Here is a 1,215-nt window from a genome sequence, read left to right on the forward strand (position 1 = left end):
GGCCGCCCGGCGATCCGCAGCGCCTGGTTCAGCATGGTGCTGCCGGCGCTGACGCTGTGCTATTTCGGCCAGGGCGCGCTGCTGCTGCGCGACCCCACGGCGATCCGCAACCCGTTCTTCATGATGGCGCCCGAGTGGGGCTTGGCGCCGCTGGTGGCGCTGGCCACCATCGCGACGATCGTGGCATCGCAGGCGGTGATCTCAGGCGCCTATTCGGTGACGCGCCAAGCGGTGCAACTGGGCTTCTGGCCGCGCATGCAGATCCTGCATACGTCGGCGGTGGAGAAGGGGCAGATCTACCTGCCGCAGGTCAATGCGCTGCTGCTGTGCGCGGTGCTGGTGCTGGTGCTGCTGTTCCGCAATTCGGACAACCTGGCCGCCGCCTACGGCTTTGCGGTGACGGGCACGATGCTGACGACGTCGGTGTTGGCCTTCGCAGTGCTGCCGCGCGGCTCCACGGGCGTCAAGCGCATGCTGTGGTTTACGGTGCTGGGCTTTTTGCTGCTGTTCGACGTGCTGCTGTTTTCGGCCAACGTGTTCAAGATCCATGAGGGTGGCTGGCTGCCGCTGCTGGTGGCGATCGTGGTGTTCACGCTGATGATGACATGGCGCCGCGGCCGGCATCTGCTGTCGGACATGCAGCACCGCGACCGGCAGCCGCTCAAGGAATTCATGGAACAGCTTGAGGAATATCCGCCGTCGCGGGTGCCGGGCACGGCGATCTTCATGACGATGAATTCCGGCAACGTGCCGCCAGCGCTGCTGCATAACCTGAAGCACAACAAGGTGCTGCATGACCATGTGCTGTTCCTGACGATCCTGGTGGCGGATGTGCCGTATATCTCGCCGGAAGAACGCTTTGTGGTGAAGAAGCTGTCGGCGTCGAGCTGGACGGCAACCATTAACTACGGGTTCAAGGAAGATCCGGATGTTCCTGAAGCGCTGCGGCTGGTGGCCGAGGCGTATCCGGAGCTGGATCTGGAACCGATGCGGACATCTTATTTCCTGTCGCGGCAGACGGTCGTGGCGGCGCGCAAGCCGGCGCTGTGGCGGTGGAGACGGGCGGTGTTTTCGTTCATGGCCCGGAATTCGACGCGCAGTACCAAGTTTTTCAAGATTCCGGCGAATCGGGTGGTGGAGATGGGGATGCAGGTGGAGTTGTAGTCTTTGCTTTCTGCTGGACGTTGCGAGTTCTTAAGACGCCCGGCCTGGCGG

General features: G+C 63.1%; 1 protein-coding gene. It reads left to right on the top strand.

Annotated elements, in window-relative coordinates:
- The coding region (locus ACO6D5_RS26490) for a KUP/HAK/KT family potassium transporter (protein ID WP_485827029.1) at positions 1-1,164 on the top strand (1,164 nt) is incomplete at its 5' end.
- Positions 1,165-1,215: the final 51 nt, after the last annotated feature.

Source organism: Achromobacter sp. (assembly GCF_057314935.1).